The organism is Pseudoalteromonas ruthenica, assembly GCF_008808095.1.
Taxonomy (GTDB): Bacteria; Pseudomonadota; Gammaproteobacteria; order Enterobacterales; family Alteromonadaceae; genus Pseudoalteromonas; species Pseudoalteromonas ruthenica.
On the sequence record NZ_CP023397.1, the window covers coordinates 66,771 to 86,800 of the forward strand.

15 protein-coding genes are annotated in these 20,030 nt (G+C 48.8%); 11 read left to right on the forward strand and 4 right to left on the reverse strand.

Annotated features, from left to right (window positions below):
• Positions 1 to 2: 2 nt before the first annotated feature.
• Complete coding sequence (locus PRUTH_RS15685) at positions 3 to 2,060, reverse strand: TonB-dependent receptor (RefSeq protein ID WP_151173803.1); 2,058 nt, start codon at positions 2,058 to 2,060, stop codon at positions 3 to 5.
• Between the two features lie 213 nt (positions 2,061 to 2,273).
• On the reverse strand, positions 2,274 to 3,542 hold the full coding sequence (locus PRUTH_RS15690; protein WP_151173804.1) for a glycerophosphodiester phosphodiesterase family protein: 1,269 nt from the start codon (positions 3,540 to 3,542) through the stop codon (positions 2,274 to 2,276).
• Between the two features lie 128 nt (positions 3,543 to 3,670).
• On the opposite strand from PRUTH_RS15690, the gene PRUTH_RS15695 reads away from it, so the two are divergent.
• Entirely contained in the window at positions 3,671 to 4,564 is an 894-nt protein-coding gene (locus PRUTH_RS15695) for an MBL fold metallo-hydrolase (protein ID WP_218939711.1), read from the forward strand.
• On the opposite strand, the gene PRUTH_RS15700 is transcribed toward PRUTH_RS15695, so the two are convergent.
• The gene (locus PRUTH_RS15700; protein ID WP_151173805.1) at positions 4,561 to 5,652 is read right to left on the reverse strand and encodes an alkene reductase; all 1,092 of its coding nucleotides are present in this window, start codon (positions 5,650 to 5,652) and stop codon (positions 4,561 to 4,563) included. The two genes, PRUTH_RS15695 and PRUTH_RS15700, sit on opposite strands and share 4 nt — an antisense overlap.
• Positions 5,653 to 5,745: 93 nt before the next feature.
• A complete protein-coding gene (locus PRUTH_RS15705; RefSeq protein WP_138508161.1) occupies positions 5,746 to 6,633 on the reverse strand; it encodes a LysR family transcriptional regulator in 888 nt (295 codons plus the stop codon).
• A gap of 116 nt (positions 6,634 to 6,749) precedes the next feature.
• Here PRUTH_RS15705 and PRUTH_RS15710 point away from each other — a divergent pair, with 116 nt between their 5' ends.
• The 10 genes from PRUTH_RS15710 to PRUTH_RS15755 all read left to right on the forward strand — a co-directional run bounded on the left by PRUTH_RS15710 (position 6,750) and on the right by PRUTH_RS15755 (position 20,011).
• A complete protein-coding gene (locus tag PRUTH_RS15710) occupies positions 6,750 to 7,934 on the forward strand; it encodes an MFS transporter (RefSeq protein WP_151173806.1) in 1,185 nt (394 codons plus the stop codon).
• Positions 7,931 to 8,833, forward strand: a complete 903-nt coding sequence (locus PRUTH_RS15715) for a TIGR03571 family LLM class oxidoreductase (protein ID WP_151173807.1) — start codon at positions 7,931 to 7,933, stop codon at positions 8,831 to 8,833. The genes PRUTH_RS15710 and PRUTH_RS15715 overlap by 4 nt, the downstream gene beginning before the upstream one ends.
• Before the next feature lie 9 nt (positions 8,834 to 8,842).
• Positions 8,843 to 9,655: a 2,5-didehydrogluconate reductase DkgB gene (dkgB, locus tag PRUTH_RS15720; RefSeq protein WP_151173808.1), complete on the forward strand. Its 813-nt coding sequence runs from the start codon at positions 8,843 to 8,845 to the stop codon at positions 9,653 to 9,655.
• A gap of 2 nt (positions 9,656 to 9,657) precedes the next feature.
• Positions 9,658 to 10,599 (forward strand): alcohol dehydrogenase catalytic domain-containing protein, encoded by a 942-nt coding sequence (locus tag PRUTH_RS15725; RefSeq protein WP_151173809.1) that lies wholly within the window; start codon positions 9,658 to 9,660, stop codon positions 10,597 to 10,599.
• Positions 10,600 to 10,816: 217 nt separating this feature from the next.
• On the forward strand, positions 10,817 to 11,800 hold the full coding sequence (locus PRUTH_RS15730; RefSeq protein WP_151173810.1) for an LLM class flavin-dependent oxidoreductase: 984 nt from the start codon (positions 10,817 to 10,819) through the stop codon (positions 11,798 to 11,800).
• A 76-nt stretch (positions 11,801 to 11,876) separates the two neighbouring features.
• Complete coding sequence (locus tag PRUTH_RS15735) at positions 11,877 to 12,260, forward strand: VOC family protein (RefSeq protein ID WP_053909492.1); 384 nt, start codon at positions 11,877 to 11,879, stop codon at positions 12,258 to 12,260.
• Positions 12,261 to 12,526: 266 nt separating this feature from the next.
• Positions 12,527 to 15,151 (forward strand): glycoside hydrolase family 16 protein, encoded by a 2,625-nt coding sequence (locus tag PRUTH_RS15740; RefSeq protein WP_045980063.1) that lies wholly within the window; start codon positions 12,527 to 12,529, stop codon positions 15,149 to 15,151.
• A gap of 64 nt (positions 15,152 to 15,215) precedes the next feature.
• A complete protein-coding gene (locus PRUTH_RS15745; protein ID WP_151173811.1) occupies positions 15,216 to 18,170 on the forward strand; it encodes a TonB-dependent receptor in 2,955 nt (984 codons plus the stop codon).
• Positions 18,171 to 18,416: 246 nt separating this feature from the next.
• On the forward strand, positions 18,417 to 19,286 hold the full coding sequence (locus PRUTH_RS15750; protein ID WP_151173812.1) for a lysozyme family protein: 870 nt from the start codon (positions 18,417 to 18,419) through the stop codon (positions 19,284 to 19,286).
• Positions 19,286 to 20,011: a hypothetical protein gene (locus PRUTH_RS15755; RefSeq protein ID WP_151173813.1), complete on the forward strand. Its 726-nt coding sequence runs from the start codon at positions 19,286 to 19,288 to the stop codon at positions 20,009 to 20,011. The genes PRUTH_RS15750 and PRUTH_RS15755 overlap by 1 nt, the downstream gene beginning before the upstream one ends.
• Positions 20,012 to 20,030: the final 19 nt, after the last annotated feature.

A 20,030-nucleotide genomic window follows, 5' to 3' on the forward strand; every position in this document is an offset into this window, starting at 1 on the left:
AGTTACCACTGCCTTTCGATACTAAATAGCACGCTGCGCGGGCGCCCGGGGAAGTAACGATCGCCGCTGAAAGTCGTGAAATCGGCACGTTCGGCATAGGCTGTGTCAGCAACATTCTCGACCCGAGCGATCACTCGCCAGTCCTTATTCACTTGCCATGCACCGCGTATATTTATGAGGTCGTGACCACTGTAGCGGTGTAAATTTTGTGGGTCGGTGTAATAATCACTGACGTGATGCCACTCAAGGGCAACATCGACATCGTCACTGACTTGCCAATGCAGTTGAGTATTTGCCACCCATTTGGGCGCGGTGTCCATAATGTTTCCCTTGAGTTGAGTGTCAGCGATGACTTGCTGGTGCTCATAGGTGTGCAGCGCCCGACTCAGTGCAAGTTGCAGCATTACCCGGCTGCTAGCCTGATAGCGTAGTTCTAACTCAATACCTCGGTGTTTACTTTCACCGTCACTGACATTAAAGAAGTCACTATCGCGGAAAATAAAGTTATCTTTGTGCATCACGTAGCCAGCCAGGTTGAAGCGCACTGAATTGTAAGCCCCCTTTACACCCAGCTCCACGCTATTGATGGTTTCGCTTTTTAAATCGGCCACTTGCTGCTGACGCTGGAGTTGATATAACTCTGAGGTTTGCGGCGCGCGGTAGCCTTTGGCGAGATTAGTGTAAGCAATAAGTTCAGGGCTCAGCTGATAGCTCAGCGATAGCTTCGGGGAGAGATCGGCAAAGCTGTTGTCGCCGCTCGCGGGGCGTGAATAACGACAACCGCCAAAGCCACATTCGCTGCCATCGTCACGGGTACGCCCAGCGAGCATATGGTTGTTGTAGTTGTAGTCGATGTGCTCGTAACGTGCTCCTAAAGTCACTAACCAGGCCGAATGACGATAAGAGAGCTGCGCAAAAGGGGCATACCATGTTGCATCAACGCTGTAATCGTAATGCTTTCCTTGTGGTACGGTGGCCTGTAAAAAGGCTGAGCCGGTGGTTGGCTGGTGTTGATATTGCAGCACGTCGCCTTGGGTGTACTCACCATCTATGCCTAGGTTTAGTTGCCAAGAATTGTTGAGTTGGGTTTGCCAAAGCGTTTGTAGGCCAAACCCTTGCTGGCTATTTTCCTCCAGCGGTTTACCCGGTAAAAAATGCTTTAAAAAGGTCATTTGCTGGTCGCGCACATAAGGGGTGATCATCCAGGTGGATTGCCCGTTTGCTTGCCAAGTAAATTGCGACCATAGCCGCGTCGCGCGATTTTTGCGAAAGGCTTCTGGGTTGGGGTTTTGCTGTGCCACTTGCTCATTTTTATAGGCTTCAAAACCCTCAATATAGCCTGCTGTTTGTTGGTCTAGATGGGTGTAGGTGAGCCCGGTTTGCACCCTCAAGGTATCGCCGCTATAGCGATAGCGCAGGTTGATTTTCTCTTGTTCGACACTCTCATCATCGCGGTAGCCGCTATCACGGGTAACACTGCTATTAATGCCAAAACCTTGCTCGCCTAAATCTTTACCGGCGCGCAGTTTTGCGCGTTTATAGCCATACGAGCCCACATCGAGGCCAGCGAAGCCGCCCCCATAAGTAGTATCGGGGGTAATCACATTAATTACCCCGTGCACAGCATTTGAGCCGTACAGCGCAGAGCCTGGCCCTTTAAGCACTTCAATACGCTCAGCCATTTCACTGTGCGCTTCAAACAGCTCATTAACGTTGCAGAAACCGGCTGCACGCAGGGCAATACCATCTTCTAATGCCAACACTTCGGCACATGCGCCCCCGCCGGTAAATACCGGAGAGCGCAATGATGGTAAATATTCTTGGCCGTTACCGTGTTGTAAATTGGCACCGGCGATTTGTTTCATGGCTTTTTCAATGTGTGTGCTGCCAAGGATAGCCAGTTGTTCAGCATTGATGGTGGCAATATTCAATGCCATAGCGTCACCTGAAACCGCCAATCGCGAGGCCGTGGTCGTGATGCGTTCAATCTCGGCTAAGTCATTTTGAGCGAGTGCCACTTGTGTAAACGCGAGTAGAGATAAGAATGTTGGTCTAAGCATACGTTTTCTGTGCATTTTTTGTTGATGGTACGGATTTGTAGCGCGCAGTGCAAAATTATACTCTCAGACGGTATTGGCTGATCACTGTGGTGCACAGTGGTGTCGAAATACCAGGGAATTAGTCAGGCTGTTGGTTTACCGGCGGGGCGAGTGAGGTGGGGGTGAAAGCACCGCAGCGAGGCTAGGTGCCTCGCTACTGTGATATAAGCGCTGCTAGGCGTCGTTGTTGGCTAACTTACAATTAGCATAATAGGTAGTGGTCGCAGGCCAGTCACTGAACACACCGATGACGCCAACATCTTGCGCTAATACATCCAGCACTTGCATCATCACACCATCTGAATCAACGGCATCGGTGATTGATTGGTAGTACCAGCCACCACCGCTCTCAAGCGGCCCAGAGCGCTCTAATGACCAAGCAATAATTTTCAATCCTGCCTCGTTGGCTGCTTTGGCATACGCCGAGGGAACAATCTGATTATTGTTATCTAAATCAAGTAACATCCAAATCGGTGGTGCAATAACTTCGATGCCCTGATTGACCAGCTCAGCCATGCTGGGTGACCAGGTTTGCGCATTACTTGGATCAAAGCCCGGCTCGGCGTCGCGACCGTCAAGGTAAACGGCCTGTGCGGCGAATTCTGGATGAGTGTTAACCCAATGCAACACATCATCGCGGTTAAATGATTGCGGCCACACCTGGTCGGCAGCAACTCCCGCAAGTTCATACTCGTTCAGCATTTTTGATGCGTAATCGGTTTGCGACATGCCATTAAAGGGTATACTGACGCTAGGTGATTTTAACTCTGGGGTCATTTTTACGCCCAGTGATTTAAACAATTCAATGCTTTCTTGGTGGGTCATCAAGGTACCGCGAGCGGCATATAAGTCGGTTCGCCACGGTGCAGTGCCTTTCATATATTCACTGACAGTGGTTGCTGCTGGGTTCGCTCCATCCATTTTTCCCTTGAGCGTTTTAAACTCGGCTAAGGTGATATCGCTGGTGCAACACTGGGCGCTTGCGGGTACGCCGTCTGCGGCGGGAGTGAAAGGCTCTGAGCATTTGCTAGCAAGTTCGGTTTCTAGAATATTGGTGGTGGTATGCAGATCACACTGCGAATGGCGACAGACCAGCTCATTGTCGGCGGTAAAGGTGACATCACATTCTAAGATCCCTGCACCCATGCGCGCTGCCGCAATGTAACTTTCACGGGTATGCTCAGGAAACTGCATGGGTGCGCCACGGTGGCCAATGGAAAAGTCGCTGGCCACGAAATTGTCGTCGGCACATGCTTGCAGTGCTTCTTTAAGTGGCCCCGCAGCCATGGCATCAACCAGCGCAAATGGGCGAGGGCCCAGTTGCACTGAAGCAGGAGTGGCTGTTTGTGGCTGTTCAACCACCACAGGATCAGAATCTGAGCTGCTGTTACATCCGCTTAATAAAAGCGCCGCCAACGAGCAACTAATGAGAGAAAAGCGCATAGAGTTAGTTCCTTTTTTAGGTTTTTAACCATCATAAGGACGCGATGTTTTATTTTTATTACAGCGACACAAGCATCACTTGATCGCTACAGCTAATTGCACAGTAGACTAAACTATCAGCAATGTGAATGAACAATAAGAGTTTTATGTATAAGGCGTTGATGTGTTTGTTATGGGTGGTGAGTTTTGCTAGCAGCGCTCAGTCTTATGTGATTGAGCAAGTTAAAGATAACGTGTATCGATTTAGTGCAGGCCACTACCACAGCGTCTTTATGATCACTGATAAGGGGGCATTTGTCACTGATCCTATTAATGCTGATGCGGCGAAATGGCTGAAAAAGGCGATTCACTCTCGTTTTGGTGTTGCCATTAAGTTCATGGCCTACAGTCACAACCATATTGACCACACGCTCGGTGGCGAATTTCTGGTCGATGAACAGACTACCGTTGTTGCTCATCGTTATGCAGATGAGGACATGCGCTGGACCAAAGCTCCCGTGCGCTTTGCTGACGTTACCTTCACTGATTCTTTCACCGCTGAGCTTGGACAAAGCTCTGTACAGCTTAGTTATTTCGGCCCCAATAATGGGCGCGGCAATGTGAGTATGCATTTCATGCCTGCAAACGTTATGTTTGTGGTCGACTGGGTGGTGTTAGGTCGCATGCCTTATAAAGATCTGCAAGGTTATGATATCCACGGCATGATCCGCTCTACAGAGCAATTACTCGCAAGCCATGACTTTGATATTTTGGTAGGGGGACATGCACAAATGGGTGACAAGGGCGACGTGCGTCGCTACCTTGCCTACCTGAAGACCCTTTATAATAGCGTACGTGACGCGCTGTTGGCGGGCCATACTTTGACGAAAATGCAGCAACAGCTACATTTTCCTGAATTCAGCCACCTGCCCATGTACCAGCAGTGGCGAGCGCAAAATATTGCCGGTGTGTACCGCACGCTGATAGAAGAGTCTTACTTTAATTTTCGCCCCGATGTGAGCGTTAAAGAGAACGAACATTAAGTGGTCGCATTGGGGTAATCAGTATAACCCTCTGGGCCACCGCCAAATAATGTTTGCGGATCATGCTCTGCTAAAGGCAAACCTGCTTTAAGGCGCTGCGGTAAATCCGGGTTGGCAACAAAGGGGCGACCAAAGCCAATCATATCGGCCCAACCGTCCTCTAGTGCTTGTTCGGCGCGCGCCTTGGTGTATTTACCCGCGTAAATAGTGAGTCCATCAAAGGCATCACGGATAGCATGCTTAAACTGCGCGCTCATTAAAGGCGCATCGTCCCAGTCGGCCTCCGCAATATGGACATAGCCAACGTTAAGCTCATTAAGAGCCTGCACTGCAGCCACATACGTGCTTTGAGGGTTGTCATCTACCGCGCCATTTAAGGTTGTTAACGGTGCTAATCTGACCCCTACGGCGTTTGCACCAAACACCTCACTGACCGCGCTGACGACTTCACGCAAAAAGCGCAGGCGATTATCAAGGCTACCACCATACTCATCGCTGCGGTTATTGGCTTGTGAGTCTAAAAACTGGTTGATTAGATACCCGTTGGCAGCATGCAGCTCAATGCCGTCAAAGCCTGCTTCTTTGGCGCATTGGGCGCTGTGGCGATACTGCGCGATGACCTCGTGGATTTCTGCAACGCTCATGGCACGCGGCATTTGCGCCTCGACAAAACCTGGGTTGTTATTGTCATCGATAAACACCTTCACCCCCTTGGCTTGAATTGCAGACGATGAAATGGGCTGCTTGCCGCCAGTATTACTTTTATGGGATACGCGGCCGACATGCCACAGCTGGGCAAACATCACACCGCCGGCTTGGTGGACGGCGTCGGTGACCTTGCGCCAACCGGCAACCTGCTCTGGGGTGTAGATCCCCGGGGTCCAGGCATAGCCTTTACCTAGTTCGCTGATTTGCGTCCCTTCACTGATAATCAGTCCGGCACTGGCACGCTGCGCGTAGTAGGTCGCCATTAAGTCATTGGCGATGTCACCCGGTTGGGTTGAACGCGAACGTGTCATCGGTGGCATAACAATGCGGTTTTTTAATGTTTTACCGGCTAAGGTAATGGGGCGGAAAAGTGAATTCATAAGACCTCCTAAAGTTGTGCTGAGCACAGCGTATCGCAGATGATTGTCATCATTAACCGCAATAAATGAAAAACACTTTTGTGAAATACGTAACTACAGGCACAACCTTGATTCAATGAAATCTAAAAAGGCAGATATTCGTGAAGACACTGCACTGTTGCGGTAGTAAACAGCTTGTACAGATTCTCGTCGATTAGGACTTAAAATATGGTTGTTGAGTACGCTCACTAAGCGCCCGGCGGCTAAGTCGTCTTTAACCATAAAATGCGACAACAATGCGAGTCCTTGACCCGCTATACATAGCTGACGCACAGTCTCGCCGCTGGAAGCACTGATAGCAAAGCGCAATTGTTGCGGGCTTTTGAGTGGCCAAGTGTTAAGGTGTGGGGCATCGCTAAAACCGATTAAACGCTGCTCATGCAGAGTTTGAATATTCTCTGAAAGGGAATGATGAGCTAAATACTCAGGACTTGCCACTATGTGTAGGCGGCTTTTACCTAGTCGTCGAGCATGTAAATTTGAGTCACTAAGGTCACCAATACGTATGGCTATATCGGCTTTATGCTCAAGCAAATCAATAATACTGTCGTGGCTGGTTAGCTCTAGAGTAATATCTGGGTAGGTTTTGCAAAAATCGTTGATCAAAGGGGTCAATTGATGAAAAACAAATGGGCTGGCGGCATCAACGCGTAATTTTCCTGAAGGAGAGCGGCCCAGCAAACGCAGTGCTTCTTCGCCTTTTGCCAGCATATTCAAGCCATCGCGAGCGTGGCTCAAAAACAACTCTCCTTCTTCTGTGAGCTCTACTCGCCGTGTGGTTCTATTTAGTAGGGTGGCATTTAAAGTACGCTCCAGACGGGTTACCGCTCGGGACACTTTGGCAACTTGTTGGTCGAGTAATTGTGCCGCAGCAGAAAAGCCTCCAGTATCAACTACGGTCACAAAGGCTTCTAAGTCTTCAGTTTTAGCATTGACGGGCATCGGCTTACCTTTTCATTTATCACAAAAGTATTTTGTCACTGCTGCTATTTTTTGCAAATAAATTTACTCCCACAATGACGGCATTGTTTTTAAACTCGCAGTGAAGAGGAAAATAAATGCCCATTGCATTGCTCGCTTTAACTTTGAGTGCCTTTGCTATAGGTACTACCGAATTTGTAATAGTAGGATTAGTGCCGACTATTGCACAAGATTTAAATGTGACCCTGCCAAGTGCTGGGTTATTGGTTAGCCTTTATGCCATTGGCGTGGCTGTTGGCGCACCAGTGCTGACCGCGCTCACCGGACGGTGGAAGCGTAAAAGCGTGCTTCTTAGCCTCATGGCGTTGTTCGTTGGAGGAAATATTTTGGCTTGGCAAGCGCCGAGCTACGAAAGCTTAATTGCGGCGCGCATCCTGACTGGGTTGGCCCATGGCGTGTTTTTCTCCATTGGTTCAACCATTGCCACAGGCCTTGTGAGTAAAGAAAAAGAAGCTAGTGCCATCGCAGTCATGTTCACCGGTTTGACAGTAGCCCTAGTCACAGGCGTGCCGCTGGGTACTTGGATTGGTCAAAACTTCGGTTGGCGAGCAACCTTTTTAGTGGTTTCTGCCTTAGGGCTAATCGCTCTCATTGGCAGTGCTGTGCTGGTCCCGGGGAATTTAAAACAAGGTCGCCCGGCACGCATCAAAGAGCAGTTGCAAGTGCTTGTTCAACCGCGATTAGTATTGGTGTATGTCATGACTATTTTGGGCTATGGCGGCACATTCACTGCATTTACTTATTTGGCGCCTATTTTACAGCAAGAAGCCGGCTTTGCTCCGTCAGCCATTGGTTTGATCATGCTGGTTTATGGTGTATCTGTGGCCGTGGGCAATATTTATGGCGGCAAGCTAGCCGACAAAAAAGGTCCGATTAACGCCCTTACGCTGATTTTTGCGGCTTTATCTCTAGTTTTATTGGTATTCACATTCACTATGGGATCAAAAGTGGGAGCGGTGATCACCGTGCTGATATGGGGGGCTTTTGCTTTTGGCAACGTTCCTGGGTTGCAAGTGTACGTAGTAAAACTTGCAGAAAAATACACCCCTAATGCCGTAGATGTAGCATCAGGCCTAAACATTGCGGCGTTTAATATCGGGATTGCTGTAGGCTCTGTATTGGGCGGTGCGATTGTCGACGGTATGAGCCTGCAAGACACTGCTTGGATAGGGGCTATGATTTCCGTAGCGGCTTTGGTGGCAACGCGTTGGAGTGGTCATCTTGATAAGCGCGACGAAACGCGTGCTCAGGATCTGGTATGAGCCTGGATAAACTAGCACAAAAACCCTTTTCTATCGGGGTGGAGTTGCCGCTGGATAATGACTGGGCTCGTTTTGAAACCAATACCTCAGGACCTTTTGGCATTCCAGATATGCGTCATCATGAAGCGCGTATTCAGTTAGCCGACAAAATGGGCTTCTTCGCCGCTTGGGTTCGTGACGTGCCTATTTATGACCCTAATTTTGGTGATGCTGCTCAAGTATTTGAAACTTTTAGTTATCTAGGTTATCTGGCGGCTAAAACTGAACGCATAATGCTTGGCACAGCTGCGGTGGTGTTGCCTCTTCGCCAGCCTTGGCTAGTAAAAAAAGCCGCCGCCACGATACAAAGCCTCAGTAAAGGGCGGTTGATCTTAGGGCTTGCCAGTGGTGATCGCCCTAGTGAATACCCTTTATTTAATATTGACTTTCCCTCACGGGGAGCCCGCTTTCAAGAAGCTGTGGCGGTGCTCAAAGGTGAGCCCAAGCGGCCCTTACAAGCAGGGCAAAAGGTTCTGCCGGAGTTGACTAACACGCCCTTATATGTCGCGGGTCTCGCCCAGCAGTCACCAATGTGGGTGGGACAAAATATGGATGGCTGGTTGGCATACCCCGGTACTCCTGAAGATCATAAAAAGCGAGTAGCACAGTGGCGTAATGTTGCTGGCGAAAAGCCTTACGTGAGCTTTATTCATTTAAATTTGCTGGATGAGCCTGATGCGCCAATAACACGTCACCGATTCGGGATTGAAACTGGCGTAAATGGACTCATCACTGAACTAAAGGCAATGCAACAAGTAGGTGTAAACCATATTGGTTTGCATTTTAGGCGAAATACCTTGCCCGTTGAATGGGCACTCGAGTGCATCGGTAAACAGGTATTACCGCATTTTCATTTTTAAGGAGACTATATGAATCAATCAATTTTACCTAAACTAGGCGTTGGCACGTTTCGACTAGAGGACGAAGTCGCTTATCAGAGTGTAATGATGGCTCTTGAAGAGGGCTATCGGCATATCGATACTGCGCAAATCTACGGCAACGAAGAAGCTGTAGGTCGTGCTATTAGAGATAGCGATATTGCCCGTGAAGAGCTTTTTGTAACAACTAAAGTGTGGAACGATAAGCTCAATAAAGAAGGCTTTATTGACAGCGTTAAAGAAAGTTTACGAAAGTTGCAGCTTGATAGCGTGGACCTACTGTTAATTCACTGGCCAAGCCCTGAGGGCGGTGAACCAATGGATGAATACCTTGGTGAATTACATCGTGCCAAAGAGCTGGGTTTGACTAAATACATAGGTGTATCTAACTTCACTATTGCCCAACTTCAACAAGCGCTAAAAATCTTACCAGAGGGCTCGTTGACCAATAACCAAATTGAAGTTCATCCTTATTTGACTAATGAAAAAGTGCGTGAATTTTGTGTGCAACAAGGAATCACAGTGACCGGCTACATGCCTTTTGCTGTGGGTAAAGTGCTGAAAGACGAGACTATTTTAGCTATTGCTAAACAACATAACGTCAGCGCCGCCGAAGTGGTTGTGGCTTGGGAGTTAGCACATGGTTTGGTGACAATTCCATCATCGACCAAACGAGCCAATTTAGCCACAAATCTTAAGGCGCTGGAACTGACTTTAAGCGCTGAAGACATCGCCAGAATAGATGCCCTTGATTGTAACGACCGTCAAGCCGACCCTGATTTTTCACCCAAGTGGGATATTTAAATATGGTAGAGCGGACCCATGCATGGCAGTTTAATGGGGCAGGTAATGCCCTGCAATTAGACTACAAAGCCTTACCTCTATTGAAGGCTGGACAGATTCTGGTGCGCAACCTTGCCATCGGCATCAATCCTGTGGATTGGAAATTCATTGATGCCGATCCTATTTCTTGGCCCAAGGGTCACACTCCGGGCGTTGATGGTGCCGGCGAAGTGCTGGCCGTAGGTGCGGGAGTTGACGCTCAATTAGTCGGTCAAATAGTGGCTTATCATCACAGTTTAAGCCTTGATGGTAGTTTTGCTGAACACACCGTTTTATTTGCGAACCGGGTGATGCGCATACCACAAAGCTTGAGTCCTTCGGTGGCTGCCGCTTTACCATGTCCGATGCTGACTGCGTGGCAAGCGTTTAGCAAAATCCCCGCAGTTAAAGGTGCTAAGGTACTGATAACGGGTATGGGGGCAGTGAACAAGTTGTTGGCCCAAATGCTGAGTCACAGTGGTTTTAAAGTGCATGTTTTATCGCAAAGTTTAACCCAAGAGCAAGCGGATAAACTGAGTATAGATGCAGTTTTTCGTCAAGCGCCCAGCGCGGGCGGTTACTTTGCACTGTTTGATGCTAATGGCCCGGATACGGCAAGGGAGCTTGTGCCACTGCTGCAGGCCAATGGCCATGTTATCAGTATTTTAGGACGCATTGATAACCCCGTGGATGCGCCATTTACGCGTACTATTTCATACCATGAAATTGCCTTAGGGGCACTGCATGACTATGGGGATAGCGCTCAGTGGCAGCGCCTTGTAAGGGACGGTGAACGTCTACTAGAAGACGTGGTGGCTGGTCACTTACAGGTAGAGCAACCAAGTGAATTCGCTTTTGATGCATTAAATGATGCTTTGATTTTCTCTAAGGAGGAAAAACAAAAAGCAGTTGTGCTCAATCAATAGTTACTCTGGGCCTTGAATGGCGGAATAAAACTAACGCATAAGGCCCAGGTTAGTAGCTTTTACACGGTTTTAATTGGGTTACAGGCACGGTTACCTCACGATATTGATGCCGAAATAGCATCATGATAATGCCATATTGTGGCTGCTGTATCGGTAGAGATGTTGTTAAGGTGGCCCTATCAACATAATGTAGAACGTGCTAAATGAAGAGGTAATAATGACCGCTATTGCTAAGCTCAGTGTGCTTGATCTCGCGCCCGTGGTGCAACGCTGCAACGCCAATGAAGCGTTTGCCCGCGCTAAGGAGCTTGCTCAACATGTGGAACGTTTAGGTTACCATCGTTTTTGGATGGCGGAGCATCATAATATGCCCGACATAGCCAGCGCTGCCACGTCCACCTTACTGGCGTACATCGGCGCTCATACTCAGCGTATACGTATTGGCTCTGGGGGTGTGATGCTGCCCAATCACGCGCCGATGATTGTCGCTGAACAATACGGCACCTTGGCAGCGCTGTTTCCTGAGCGCGTCGACTTAGGCATTGGCCGTGCGCCGGGGAGCGATGGCGCAACAACACGTGCGTTGCGACGTGATGCAAAGGCTGCGGAAGATTTGTTGCCACAACTCGAAGAGCTGCAGTATTTTCTTGGTGAGGAGCAACCTGGCCAACGCGTTCGAGCTTACCCTGGAGTCGGTTCTCACGTGCCGTTGTGGCTACTTGGTTCAAGCACTTACAGTGCCTTGCTCGCGGCACAAAAAGGCTTACCCTTTGCGTTCGCTGCGCACTTTGCCCCTGACTTTATGATGCGCGCGATAGAATTGTATCGTGAACAGTTTCAGCCCAGCGCTCAACTGAGTGCTCCCTATGTGATGGTAGCGGTGAATGCCATTGCCGCTGCTACTAACGAGCAAGCCGAGTTTCTCGCAACCACAGGGCAGCAAAAGTTTGTCAGTATGATCAGGGGGCAAGAGGGGCTGATCCCTCCTCCCACCGACAATATGGATGCGATCTGGACCGACCTTGAACGTCAACAAGTGACTCGGATGTTGCGCGAGTCAATCATCGGTAATAAAGAGAAAGTCCAGGCCGGGCTGCGTGGGTTACAGGCGCGTACAGGGGCCGACGAAATCATGCTACACAATATTATTTATGATCAACAAGCGCGTTTGAACTCTTATGAGCTGATAATGCACGGGTGATAGATATGGGTTGGCGCTTGGTTTATCCCCGTATATGCTTGATGAGCATCTTGCATCACAAAAAAAGGAACACAACATGATTGGCTATGTCACTTTAGGTACAAATGATTTGCAAAAGGCTGCGGCTTTTTATGATGTTTTATTGGGCCAACTCGGTGCAGCACGGTTTATGGAGAATGAGCGCTTAATCGCTTGGTCGACTGGTCCTGTGGGCGCAGGATTAGCGATAGTAACGCCCTATGATGAGAGCCCCGCAAGCGCCGGTAATGGAACTATGGTGGCATTACAGGCCAGTTCCCCGGATTTGGTTGATAAGGTTTACCAAAAGGCGGTTGCTCTTGGTGCTAAAGAAGAAGGAGAGCCCGGTGAGCGTGGTGATATCCCTGGCTTTTATGCTGGCTACTTTCGAGACCTAGATGGCAATAAGTTGAATGTATTTTATATGCCAAGCCCTGCTTAATAGATAAGGAAATGTGAATCTTACTATAAGCGCCCAGGTGGGCGCTTTGTTGCGTGTATTTGTCCCCATATAGTTAACGCTGTGTTAAAAAATAACTGCATTTTATTGACGTTTTAACGACCATGTCATATGTTATGAAAGCGCTTACATAATTTGCGCTTTTTATTTGAGTACTTTTGAAAGCGCTTACAAAATACTGGTTGATAATAAAAACACAATTAAATCAGTTAGATACTAATAACCAATTAATGTTGGGGTTCAACAAAATGAACAAAGCAGCAACACACACGACTCGGGCTTTGGCAGCGCTCTCATTAGCTGTACTGACTGGGTGTGGCGGCTCCGCCACTGAGACTGATGTCACCACCACAGAGGTTAGTGCACCTGCCTCCAACTGGGTCATGGTTTGGGAAGATGACTTCAGTGGTGAAAGCATCGACACCTCAAAGTGGAACTATGAAATCAATTGCGCCGGTGGCGGCAACAATGAAAAGCAATGCTATACCGATAGCAGCGATAACGCATACATCGAAGATGGCGTGCTCAATATTGTTGCTCTACCAGCATCAGAAGGGGCTGAGAAGCCTTACACGTCGGCACGATTAAACACCCGATACAAGGCTGATTTTACCTACGGGCGCTTTGAAGTTCGTGCCAAGTTGCCCTCAGGACAAGGCAGTTGGCCGGCGTTTTGGATGATGCCCACCGATGAAGTGTATGGTTCGTGGCCTAAGTCGGGAGAAATCGACGTCCTCGAAGCTGTTAACCTGAAAGTGCCCACCGATGAGGGGGTGGAGTCTAATATTCATGGTACTTTGCACTATGGACGCGATTGGCCAGACAATGCTTCCAGTGGCAAAGCGTATGAGTTCCCTCAAGATGAGAACCCCGCAGATGACTTCCATACTTATGCCATCGAATGGCAAGAAGGCGAAATTCGTTGGTATGTGGACGACTACCTTTACGCTACTCAGCGCCGTTCTGAGGTGCTTTATAACAGCAAAAATGAAGCTGTGGGCTTAAAGCATCGTGGGTGGTTTGCTGAGTATTTTGAGCAGGGCAGTGGTGAGCTAGTCACGCATTGGGATAATGCTCCGTATGACCAAGATTTTTATATGATCCTCAACCTTGCTGTTGGCGGTGATTGGCCGGAAAACGTCAATCAAACAGGTATTGATGCCAGCGCTTTTGCCGAGGGACAAAAGTTTGAAATTGATTATGTGCGCGTTTATGAGTGTGCATCGAACCCTGATACAGGCAAAGGCTGCGAAACAATTCGCCCTGGTTATGATGACCCTGCAGATGCATTAGTTGAAGGTAAGGCACCTGTGCCTACACCGCCATCAACAGGCATCAATCCACTGACTATTTTTGCTGACCAATTTAACCCTAACTGGCCTGCTTGGGACTGCTGTGGCGGTTCAACGCCGAGCTTAGTACCTGTAGAAGGCAAAGGCAATGTGGTGGAGTTCGTGGTCGGCAGTGCACCCACGGTAAATGGGTTTACCAGCCGTAGCGAGTTTATCACTGATCCCGAGGGCGAGGCGTCGCCTTATGATGCTTCCGGCATGCTTGATAACGGCTTTGTGCGTTTCGATATGCGTGTCACTTCAGCTCCGGCGAATCCAGATGCCACTTGGATGTTCAAAATTGAAAGCTTTGATGCTGGCTCCGCCGTTGAACTCAACCTTAGCGCCAGCGCCGAAGGTGAAGCTCCTGTCGTAGGCCAATGGCAAACGTATACATTTCCAATCCAAGCGTTAGCTGATGCTGGCCTTGATGTGTCGGCAATTGATGTGGTGATGATCTTCCCTGCTTGGGGCACTGGAGAGGGCGCCGTTTATCAAGTCGATAACGTTGAGATAAACGCTGAGTACCCGCAGTTAGACCTTTTCACTGATGGCCAAAATGTTGATTGGCCGATGTGGGATTGCTGCGGTGGCAGCACACCTATCGAAGTCATGGATGATGAAGCCCATGGTTTGGTTGCTGAATTTGCGATTGGTGCTACACCTACCGTTATGGGCTTTAATACGCGCAGCGATGCAGGCGGCAGTGATAACCCCTTTGATGCCACGGCTATCGTTGAAGGTGGCGTGATGCAGTTTGATATGAAAGTAACATCAATGCCGAATACGCCAGATGCGCCTTGGTTGCTCAAGTTGGAGTCAAGCGGCGGAGCAACGGCCGCTGAAGTTGATTTAACAACAAGCGCTGAAGGTCACGCCCCACAAGCGGGTGAATGGCAAACTTATACCTTCCCGTTGACTGACCTAGCGAGCGCTGGGTTAGATTTAAGCGCCATTGATGTAGTAATGGTTTTCCCTGCATGGGGCAGCGGTGAAGGTGCGGTATACCGCATTGATAACGCCAAAATTTATTACCCTGAGAATGATGGGTTAACCTTATTCAAAGACGCGGCTGCTGAGCAGTGGAGTATTTGGGATTGCTGTGGTGGCTCTGAGCCTGCTGTAGTGACTGACGACCAAGCTCATGGCGCAGTTGCTGAGTTTACAATCGGGGCGACGCCAACCGTGATGGGTTTCCTAGCAGATGAAAACGTGTCATTTGATGCCTCCGGCTTACTCAGCGAGGGTGTGGTGCAGTTTGAAATGAAGATTACCAGCAATGCGGGTAACCCGGACGCTCAATGGTTGTTCAAGATTGAGTCATTGGGTGCTGCAACCGCAGTGGAACTGCCGCTCAGCGCCAGTCAGGAAGGGGCAGAGCCTGTCGTGGGTGAATGGCAAACCTACACCTTCACATTACAACAGCTACTCAATGCTGGCTTGGATGTCAGTGCTATCAATGTGGTGATGGTATTCCCTTCTTGGGGCATGGGTGAAGGTGCTGTGTATCGCATCGATAACGCGGTCATAGCGAACCCTTAACACACTGAGTGCGGGTAGTACGCTGCCCGCAACCTATGGCAACAATTTGTATAAGCAGGCAATCATGAAACCTACAACATTTAAGAAATCATCGCTAGCTGTCTCAGTGTCGCTGAGCCTTGCCGCAGGCCTTGGTGTGGCCATGCCAACTTGGGCACAGACAGAACAAGACAATGCAGAAAAGAAAATAGAAGTTATTCAAGTTAAAGGGATCCGAGGCAGTTTGATTCGTTCCATGGATCTTAAACGCCAATCTTCCGGCGTTGTCGATGCAATCTCTGCAGAGGAAATGGGTAAGTTCCCAGATACTAACTTGGCTGAGTCATTGCAGCGCATAACCGGGGTGTCAGTAAGTCGGGCTAACGGCGAGGGTAGCCAAATTACCGTACGTGGTTTTGGCCCTGAGTTTAACCTTATCACCCTTAATGGCCGACAAATGCCAGGAACAGGTTACACGCGTTCGTACAACCTAGAAAACATCGCCTCAGAGGGTGTGAACACCTTAGAAGTTTTTAAAACCGCGCGTGCAGATGTCCCCAGCGGTGGTTTAGGCGCGACGGTTAACATTGTTACTTCGCGACCCTTCCAACGCCCTGGGCAGCACTTTACCGTAACCGGCAAGGCTATTCACGATACCTCTAATGAACAAGGGGATGACGTTACTCCAGAGTTTTCTGCGGTGTACAGCAACACCTTTGATGATGATATGTTCGGTGTTGGCTTTACCTTCTCGCATCAGGAACGTGACTTTCAAAAACAACAAGCAAACATTCAAGGTTGGCAAGCTAACGTAGATTTACCGTCGCTTGATGACGGCAGTGTGATTGATCCCCGCCCTTTAGACGCTGATGGCAACCGGGTGGGTAATCATTTCTTTCCTAAAGATATGAACTACAGTATTGAAGACTTAGAGCGCGAGCGCACCAACGGGCAGGTAACGCTTCAGTACGCGCCTATCGATGATATTGTGGTGACGCTGGATTATACGGCGAGCCGGGCTATTACTGGCTCTAACAGCATTGGTTGGGGAATTTGGAACGAGTTTGGTGGCAATATTAACGGCTACGAGCTTGATGAAAATGGCACCGCACTCTTCGCTGACATTAGTGGTAATGATGCGTCGTTTACCGCCAACCGTTCAACCACCGAAGTAACCGCACGTTCTGTGGGCCTTAACGTCGATTGGCAAATCAACGATCAATGGCAGATTGCTGTTGATTATCATGATTCTAATAACGAAACTGACAATGGTGCCGATGACGGGCTAGGCAGCGCAGGGCAAGTGATCTTGGGCTCCGATCAGCTTATTAATAAAATTTATGACTACCGTGAAGGGGACATTCCTCATGCCTTGGTAAACTGGAAAAATGGCACCACTACTTTAGCCCCGAGTGAAATTGATTCTAACTTTAGTCAGTTCATCTACTCACCGGGTGAATCGGATATCAAACAGGCGCAATTGCATAGCGAATGGTACAACGACAGCTTTGATATCCCACTGATCCGGGTGCAATTCGGTGGCTCGCACACTGAGCAAACCATGACGGGTTTCACGGCGTGGAGCGGTCTGCGCGGCGGCCCTGGTTTCAATCCGGCGTTCCCCGAGATTTTCCCTGATAATATGTTCACCTACCATGAAACCGGCGATCTCCTTGATCAATTTGCTGGAGGTGGCAGTGACTTACAACCGGGTTATTACTACACCTACGACTTTGATGAGGCCATTGCTCGCCAGCTGGCTTACCTTACTGAAGATGTAGTAGGTGACAATGTATATTCTATCGACCCTTTCTTTGATGGTATTGATAGTCAGAACACCGTTGAAGAGCAAACGCAAAGCCTCTACTTGCAGACGCAGTGGGAATTCGACGTCGCCAATTACTACGTGCAAGTGAATGCCGGTTTACGTTATGAGCAAACCGATGTAACTAGCATTGTACGCCAGCGTGTCGAGCAACAAGTGAATTGGGAAAGTGCGTCAGAGTGGATTATGCAATACGCCGAAGGTGGCACGAATAACTTCCTGACTCAAGAGGGTGACTACGACATCCTACTGCCGATGATTGATGCTAAAGTGGATTTGACCGACGATTTGGTAGCGCGGGTATCATGGGGTAAAACCATGTCACGTGCACCTTTGGGTAACTTGGCCGGCGGCCGTAGTTTAACGGGCAGCCCTAAACCAGGCTCGCGAACTGGCGCCCAAGGGAACCCCAACCTATTGCCATTTGAGTCCACTAACTTGGACTTGTCTCTAGAGTATTACTACAGCGAAGGCAGCTACGCGTCGCTGGGTTACTTCAAAAAAGACGTGGATAACTTTATCCAAACAACCATCACTGAAACCACCATAGACGGTTTGCACGATATTCTTGATGGTCCTCGTTACCGTGAGGCGGTGGCTGCAATTGAAGGGCGTGGCGAGCAGGCGACCAGCGATGCAATCTATAATGAAATGCTGGCGTTAGGCTATGGTAATGGCGAAGGTAAAATTGAGCCAAGCAGTGATGATCCGCTTATTGTTTGGAACATCAGCCAGCCGCAGAATACCGACAGCAAAGCGGTAGACGGATTTGAAGTGGCGCTGCAGCACCTGTTCGGGGAATCGGGCTTTGGTGTTGGTGTAAACGCGACTTTTGTTGACGGCGATGTCGAGTTTGATAGTGAAAGCTTGGTGCAACAAGCTCCACTTACTGGCTTGAGCGACTCTGCAAACTTCCAGGCCTTCTATGAAAAAGATGGCTTATCGGTGAAGGTCACTTATGCGTGGCGTGATTCGTATCTTATTGGTGTGGGCCAGGACCAGGGCTCCTCAGATGCGCCACCGCAGTATAGCGACACGTATGGGCAATGGGATATCAGTGTTAATTATGACATTGACGAGCACATTACTGTGTTTGCCGAAGGTGTGAATCTCAATAATGAAACCGAACGTGGTTACGGTCGATATGAAGAGCAGTTCTTATTTGCACGTCAATATGGGCCGCGCTACACCTTGGGTGCGCGCTATAGCTTTTAGCCATTATTTTTAGCTCCACGACAGGGTTTATCCCTAGAACCAACCTAGCCGCTCACCGAGCGGCTTTTTTTGTAACCACTTGAGTTTATGTCAGTGAGTAGAAAGGGGGCTTTGATGTCGCTGCGCGTCAAGTACCTAAACGGACAACTGGCTATTTTTAACTGTTTTGTTTAATATTGCCTCAATTAGCGCCTAATTTCATGGTCGTATAGGTGCCTTAGGAATACTTTTAACAAGGATGAACTCATGACAACCATGCGTATTTCCCAATCTGTCGGCATCAACGGTGTCAATAATCCCAATGACATTAAAGCGGTACAACAAGCCTTAAACGCTCTACTGAGACTCATTGCGCCCACTCAGCGGTTAGTCGTTGATGGTCGTTTAGGAAGCCGTCCTGAACAGTCAAAAACCGTTGCCGCGATAAACCTATTTCAACAAAAAGTGGTGGGTATGGTTCGTCCCGACGGCAAAGTGGATGTAAATGGGCGCACCCATCGCAAAGTAAATGAAAAGCTCTCTCAAGCGAGCGCCAGCGCGCAGACACCGGTTTCTGGAGCCTTGAAAGTGTCGCTTTATCGTAATATTGAGCGCTATGAGGGCCGCGTAGAGCACATGTATTTGGATACCAAAGGCTTTGCGACCGTTGGTGTGGGCCACCTACTGAGTAACGTAGATGAAGCCAAAAAATTACCTTTTATTGTCAATGCCACCGGGCAGCCGGCTACTGCCGCGCAAATAGAAGAAGAGTTCTCACGCTTAAAGAAAATGCCCTATGGTAAAGATTACCCCGCTTCCATTTATAAATCAGCAACCAAACTACACCTGTCTGAGCAAACTATGGATGCACAGATTGAGAAGCATATTCGTCAGTTTGAATCGGAGCTAAAAAGAATATACGGGGCTGATAAGTTCGCTGCCTTCCCAGACAATGTCAAATTGGCGCTATTCGATATGATTTTTAACCTGGGTATGACCAAGCTTAAAAACACCTTCCCTAACTTTAACCGCTATATTAACGCGGGTGACTATAAAAATGCCGCGCTCGAGTCGTCTCGTAAAGACATCTCCGAAGAGCGCAATATGTATGTTCGTAACTTATTGGCAAACTCATAATGACTAAAAGCACTTTTTTATTATCTGGGGCCATGCTGCTCTCTGTTGCAGCCTGCGCAAATACAGAGCAACCAAGTATTGCTCCAAGTTATAGCGAAACCAATAAAACTGAGGGGCGTTTTGTCGATCCCGTATCACTAGATAGCCGAGCGGATGTGGAAGCGCTAGCAAGTGGTAAGTGGTTTTTTAGTTATCCGCTAATAAATGATTCTGGCAAGAGCACAGAAATTGCAAGCTGTGAGCAATTAAAGCAAGCGCAGGCTCAAGGTTTCAAGGGCGAAGACTTTTCAATGCAAGGCGCTATTGAAGCGCTCGAGCTAATTTGCAACACCTGGCAGGCGATGGCGAAATTAGAAGCCTCTCACACCAGTTGGATCAACTTTACTCATGGTAAAGAAGTGGCCAAGGAATTACCTGCCGAATTCGCCCTCGCTATCTCTAATGATACGGTTGAGCGGGTGGCGCAGTCCGAGCACTGGAGTGATGTGACCACAATTAAAAAAGTTGAGCCTGTGAGTGAAGACCAAGCGGTGTATTACGATACCGATGGCAGTATTCAGCGTTTAACGCTCATGGCCCAAGGCGACTACAATGGCGATGGAATTGAAGATGCTATTTTCTATATGGAAAATGGCGTTGATGGCGGCAGCTATTCCAGTGTGAACACCTATATTGTGACTCGCTTGCAACAAGGGGCGCCGATAACGCTGCTGGCGAAGTGGTAGTCAGGTCTCCTGTGGCAAA